This window comes from Pseudomonas sp. GM74 (assembly GCF_000282455.1).
In the GTDB taxonomy this organism is placed as follows: domain Bacteria; phylum Pseudomonadota; class Gammaproteobacteria; order Pseudomonadales; family Pseudomonadaceae; genus Aquipseudomonas.
In genome coordinates, this window is the sequence record NZ_AKJG01000013.1 from 46,474 (window position 1) to 52,810 (window position 6,337).

Genomic DNA, 6,337 nt, shown 5'->3' on the forward strand with positions numbered 1-6,337 from the left:
TGTTTTAATTTATTTACAAACTAAAAACCAACGACTACCAAACCTGCATTATCAATCCCAACTTCTTCGCCATGGCAACTGCCTGTGTACGCCGCTCCACACCCAACTTGCTGTGAATGCGCCGGGCATGGGTTTTCACCGTATGCAGCGAAATGAACAACTGCTCGGCAATTTGCTGATTGGAATTACCCTGGGCAATCAGGCCGAGCACTTCCAGCTCCCGACAACTCAGCAGGCTGACATCAAGGGCCAGCGCGGTCACCGTATCCTCCCCTTGTAAACGACAGATCAGGTTTGGCTGGCGCAAGTTCAAATCACGCAATGCCTGTTGCCCGTGACAACGCTTCACGAGCACCAGACCGGCCTCCAGTGCTGCGTGAGCCATGTCCGGCTCCCCCGTCAGGTCCGCCACTTCGCAGATCGCCAATTGCAGCTCCGTTTCCAGCGCCAGCATGGCGTGTTGTTGCGCGTGCTCGAGTAACGCCTTGAGTCTATCCAGTGGACGTTGCACCAGTTGCAGTTGAGTCTCGGCCAACACCAACTGATACTCGATACGTGCAATCAGCTGTAGCGTGGCCGGCGGTGCCTGGCGCGCGTGGGCCCCGCGGTAATGACGCAAGACCCGGGTCAACGCTTCCCGGGCCAACTCAGGGCGCCCTTGTTGCAGCCAGAAATGACTGCTGACTTGCAGCAGCACACCGCGATAAACCGTGTCGGGGATCTGCCGTTGCTGCATCAACCGTTCGGCCTCGCGCAGACGATCAAATGCATGGGCGTAATCACGTTGATTGGCCGCCAGTTGCGCCTGCCCGAGAAACCCATACAACACGTGCTTGTCCTGACTGTGCAGGCAGTCATCAAGGCCCGCCTGGAAACATTCACCGGCCAATTCATCCTGGCCCTGGCACAAGGCCAACCGCCCGCGCCGCAGGGCGATTCGTCCCAGCAACAGCGTCGGTCGATCCGCCTGCCGTCCGAGCATTTCATGGATGTCGGCCAGCAACTGCCCGGCTCGCCGGGGTGCACCACGCTGCTCCAGCAACTGCGCATGATCGAGTTCGAGCAAGCCTTCAAACAGCAACGAGCCTTGTGCCCGCGCCAGGCACAGGGCGTCACGATTGAAGGCCTGGGCGGCATCGAGGTCAGCGTTGAGCAGCGCTTGCTGGGTCAACCCGGACAGACACAGCAACCGAGCGGGCCACGCCTCGGCGTCCAGCCCGTCCAGCGCCTCGATAAAATGCGCCCGTGCCGCCGGCAGGCGTCCCTGCAAATGCAGCAACCACCCTTGTTGCGCCTGCCAACGCGCCAGCAGTTGCCGTTGCAAGGATGCCGTCGGTTGCGGGGCAAATCTGGACAACTGCCCAATGCAGGCCGCTGCCTGCTCGAAACGCCCGGCAAACAGCAAAGCCGCAGTGATCAACCCCACCCGTTGCGGCGTGCCCAGGGTCAACTGTTCACCCAGTTGCTCGTGCAGCTTGAGTAACCAGCTGACGTTCTGACGCTTGAACAGATGCTCAAAACTGAAGTGTTGCATCAGGCTGACCGCGACTTCGTGCTCTTGCGCCAGCAATGCCTGCTCGAAGGCGCCCTGCCAGTCTTCTTCGGCGCTGAACCATTGGCACGCGCGGCGATGCCAGGATCGCCCGGCCGGGGTCGGTTCCTCACGCATCTCCCGGGCCAGTGGCTCGAAGATCCGCAACCACTCGACGGAGTCTTCCCAGGGTTCAATGAAGCAGCCCATGTCCTGCAACGCGTGCAGCCACTGCGCGCCCTCACCCGTACCGAAAAGATGCTCGCACAGGCTGGCATTGAATCGTGGCAGATGGACCAACACCTTCCAGACCTCGACCAACTCCGACGGTAAGGTGTTGAACAACTCGTGTTGCAGATAATCGAGCAATGTCGCCGAACGCCCCTGCTCACCCGACCATGGACAACCATTGAGCAACGCGATGCGCACGCCAGCGCACCAGCCACCGTTGCGCTGAACCACCCTTTTTGCGGTTTGTGCCGCCAGGGTCGGCTCGACATGACCGAGCAACTGCCCGACCTCGGCCTCGGTAAAGGCCAGCGTCCGGGCTTCGCACTCGTACAGCTCATCATCGAGCAGCAACCGCGGCCAGTTGCAGGGTGGTCGCCGCCGGGAGCCCACCCACCAGGTCAGCGCCGGACTGGCAACGGCCAACAGGCGATCGAGCATCCGGTCGAGCTCCGGGTTGGGTGCGCGGCAGTAATCATCGAGAAACAGCCAGGTCGGCGTCTGCAATAGCGCCAGATGCGCCAGCAACCCCGGCTCATCCGCCGAGGGCAGACCCAGCGCTTGCGTCAGGCGCAACAGAAAATCCGCTGCACTCAACGACTCCCCCACCAGCGGCAGCCAACAGACCCGAGCGCGCTCCGGCGCCCGCAGCAGGCATTCGGTGAGCAACGCGCTCTTGCCACTACCGGCCGGAGCGCAAAGCAACTTCACCCGCGCGGTCGAGACCAGCATGGGCTCGATCAGCCGCTCGCGGGACAGATGATGGGACGACAGTCGGGGCAGGAAGCCAGGGCGGTCCAGACAGTGCGTCATTGCGGTCATTGTGATGCGCCTTTTTTATAATTCTGGCGCCACCCTAGCCCCCTCCCGAGCGCTTGTTGAAGAAGTATTCAACACACTGATCGACCGCTATAAAAAAGGTGACCGCAAAGTCACCCTTTTGTGTAGGAGCCTGTAGGAAACCTACCTGACTCCCGTGCTACGCAACGCTGCCGGCGTGTAGTCCCCCGCTTTTGCATCAATGTTGAATTCGAAGCTGCGCTTCTCTTCGTTCTTCATTCCCAGGGCGATATAGCGACCGGCAATCAGGTCATACAGCGCTTCGACGGTGTAGGCTGGCACCTGGTGATCGTAGTAAAACTGGGCATGCCCTTCGGCGACGCGCCAGAGCTGACCACGCCCGTCATAGTGGTCGGCCAGCGCCACTTGCCAGCTGTCTTCGTCGATGTACATGTGGCGCTTGGCGTACACGTGGCGCTCGCTCGGCTTGACCGTGGCGACGACTTCCCAGACCCGGTGCAACTCGTAGCGAGTCAGGTCCTGATTGATGTGCCCGGCCTTGATCACATCGGTGTACTTGAGGTCGGGCGAGTCGAGCTTGTAGCTGTTATAGGGGATATACATCTCCTTCTTGCCGATCAGTTTCCAGTCGTAGCGATCCGGCGCACCGGAAAACATGTCGAAGTTGTCGGTGGTGCGCAGGCCGTCGGATGAAGTGCCGACGCCGTCATAGGCGACCTGCGGCGCACGCCGAACCCGGCGCTGGCCTGCGTTGTAGATCCAGGCCTTGCGCGGTTCCCTGACCTGGTCGAGGGTCTCGTGGACCAGCAACACGTTGCCCGCCAGCCGCGCCGGCGCGGTCACTTCCTGTTTGAAGTAGTTGAGAACGTTATCGTCGCTGCCCGGTTTCAGATCGCTGAGCAACGACGGCACGGCAACCTCGTCCTTGAAGCGGATCACGGTGAAGTCGCCATTGGACTGCGGTGTCGCCTGGGTGATAGTGCGGCGCAGATTGCCGCCGTGGTAACGAGTGACGTGGTTCCAGATCACTTCCACGCCATTCTTCGGAATCGGGAACGCGTAGTAGCGATTGCCGGTGAAATTGGCCAGACCGTTACCGTCATTGATCGGTGTTACGTTCAGTGCACTGCGCTTGGCCGACTCATAGATTTCGGCCGGTAACGCCACGGTGCGATGGGTGGGATAGACCGGAATCCTGTAGGTCTCCGGATAGCGTTTGAACATTGCAATCTGGCCGTCGGAGAGCTTGTCCTTGTACTTGTCGACGGTCGCCGCGGTGATCACGAACAAGGGCTTTTCGTTGGCGAACGGGTCGGCCAGGAAACCTTTGCTGTCCACCTCGCCAGCGTTTTTCGGGATGCCGCCGGTCCAGGCCGGGATCGAGCCATCGGCATTGCCGGCCTTCTCGGCACCAAGCGGTGTAAGGCTGGTGCCGAGCTTGCCGGCTTCTTCCGGCGGCACTGCGGCCATCACGTTGGCGGCCAGCAGACTCAGGGCCAGAACGGTGCCCAATTGCAGAATCATCTTGCGCATTGAATTCATCCTTTTCAGCCAGATCAGAAGTTCACACCAAAGCTCAACGCCACGAAGTCACGGTCGGTGAGGACGTTGTAGTCACCGCCGAAAAAGTCGGTGTAACTCAGGCTCGCGGTATAGGTGTTGCGATAGTCCGCATCGACACCGAGGCTGATGGCCTTGGCGCCTTCGTTGAACAGACCGTTGGGGCCATAGCCGGAGACATCGTGGGACCACGAGAGGTTGGGCCTGACGTTGATCCCGGCGATGAGGTTGTTGTAGTCGAGGATGGCCCGGCCGCGATAACCCCATGAAGTCGAGGTCACGAAGCCATCGATATCACCGCCGAAACCATACTGGCCATACACCGAGTCGCGGCCGTAGCGAAGTTTGCTGCGCGATTCCAGTCCACCGACCCGGACCACCGCCGCCTCGCCCACCAGGGTCAGGCGATCCGCACCGGCGATCTGGTCGATGAAGTGCGTCAGGGTGCTCTGGATCTGTGTCACTTCCTTGCGGCGATAACCCTTGTTGTCAGCCCCGGGCGACGTGGCGATGGGCGATGCCGCACCGCCCGCTATCGGATTGAGCATGGCCAGGGTCAGGTCATTGGTGTTGACCTGCACCGGGAGGTTGGGGCGGTAGCTGATTTCCCCGCTCCACGCGGTGCCGGTGGATAAGGTGGTGGCGAAGCTCGCGCCGTAGAGGCGGATGTCCTCCGGGTATTCGAGGTAATACTGGCCGCGACCGAGCATCACGCTTTGGGCCAGGCCCGAACCGCTGCCGGGGGCGATGCGGTTGGCGGTGGCAACGATCCCTGGAATGCTCGCCAGCGTACCGGGGGCGGCGGTGGTGGTCCCGACATTCGGTGAACGGCTGTGGTAGTTCATGACGTACAAACCGTACTCGGTATCGTCCCCCAGCCAGCGCAACGCCGTACCCCACTGTCCCGAATCCCGGGCATCGCGGTCACCGCCACGGGGGACGATCACCCCCTCCTTGCTGACCTCGAAGCCCTGGCCGAAGGCAGCAGCAATCGGCTGCAAGGGTGCAATGGCCGGGTTGGCCACGGTGTAGCCCTTGTTGCAGCCGTCCGCCACCACATCGACACCAAAGAAAGTGCCGCAGTTATCGACGACCGTCTGGTCCCATTCCAGTTGATAAAAGCCTTCCACGGTCAACTTCTCCGTCAGGCCCTGGGAGGCGAACAGCATGTTGACCGGGATCAGGCCTTCCTTGATCTCGGCGCCAGGACGACGGAACGCGGACACGTCGACCGGATTGATGCTGTTGATCGAGTTGCCGATGAAGGTGCTCTCGCCCCAACTGACCACCTGCTTGCCGGCGCGGACCGTGCCCGGCAAATCGGCGAGGGAGTAGTTGTGATAGACGAAAGCGTCGAGGATTTGTCCGCCTGAAGACTTGGCGCCTTCTTTGCGATTGTGGTCGCTGATGTCCTTGAATGGGCGGCTTTCATCCTTGAGTTCAAAGTCGTACCAGTACTTGCCACGCACAAACGCACCGGTGTCGCCGTACTTCAGTTCGAGGTCGTGAATACCCTTGAAGATCTTCGAGAAGGTTTCACCCTTCTTGAAATTCAATCGCCCGTCATCACCGGTCGAAGACTGGCCGGAACCACCGTTAACGGTACCCACCAACGCGCTATCCGCATCACGCATGCCCCAGCTCGCGCCGACCGACAGCGAGGAGTCGAACGTCCCCTCGATTTCCCCGATGTTGAACGAAATGGCCTGCGCCTGGGTGCAGCAACCCAAGGCAACCGCAGCCGCCAGCGCCTGCGGTGTGAAGATGGCGCGCATTGTTGTTTTTGTCATGCGTCTTCCCCGGTGAGTGACAGAAGGCCTCACCCTACTGCCGGGCATCGGGGTCGATAAGCGCACCAAGGAGGTATTCGTGGTGTACCTCTAAAGGATGATTGGCACCGGGTCATCACCCGGACGTCGAACCACCGAATCCTGACTGTTGCCCGGGCTGCAACAGTGCATGTCGGGAATTGGTATTTTTCCTACAGCGCCGAGGGCTTATTCTTATCTGGCTGCCACGGCCGCAAGGCACGCTGTAACAGCCTGCGCCGTGACTGAAAAAATTTAGATGAATTGAGGATTCGGCTCATCGCCCCGTGTTCACCGACGTTGATTTGTAGCTCCTGATCCAACGTCTTACTTTGGCCGCTGCGTTTGCAGCGGCCTTTTTTATGGGCCTCATTTTCAGCGACGGCACGGTCCCTTGTGGGAGCTGGCT

4 protein-coding genes are annotated in these 6,337 nt (G+C 60.5%); all 4 read right to left on the reverse strand.

The window, feature by feature from the left end; translation table 11 throughout:
• Window positions 1-34 precede the first annotated feature (34 nt).
• Window positions 35-2,581 (reverse strand): LuxR C-terminal-related transcriptional regulator, encoded by a 2,547-nt coding sequence (locus tag PMI34_RS23330; RefSeq protein WP_008046792.1) that lies wholly within the window; start codon window positions 2,579-2,581, stop codon window positions 35-37.
• Window positions 2,582-2,722: 141 nt separating this feature from the next.
• Window positions 2,723-4,093: a DUF1329 domain-containing protein gene (locus PMI34_RS23325; protein WP_008046793.1), complete on the reverse strand. Its 1,371-nt coding sequence runs from the start codon at window positions 4,091-4,093 to the stop codon at window positions 2,723-2,725.
• 23 nt (window positions 4,094-4,116) lie between these two features.
• Window positions 4,117-5,910 carry a DUF1302 domain-containing protein gene (locus PMI34_RS23320; protein ID WP_008046794.1) on the reverse strand — a complete coding sequence of 598 codons (1,794 nt, stop codon included), beginning with the start codon at window positions 5,908-5,910 and terminating at the stop codon, window positions 4,117-4,119.
• A 191-nt stretch (window positions 5,911-6,101) separates the two neighbouring features.
• The coding region (locus tag PMI34_RS29155) for a hypothetical protein (RefSeq protein ID WP_238538755.1) at window positions 6,102-6,337 on the reverse strand (236 nt) is incomplete at its 5' end.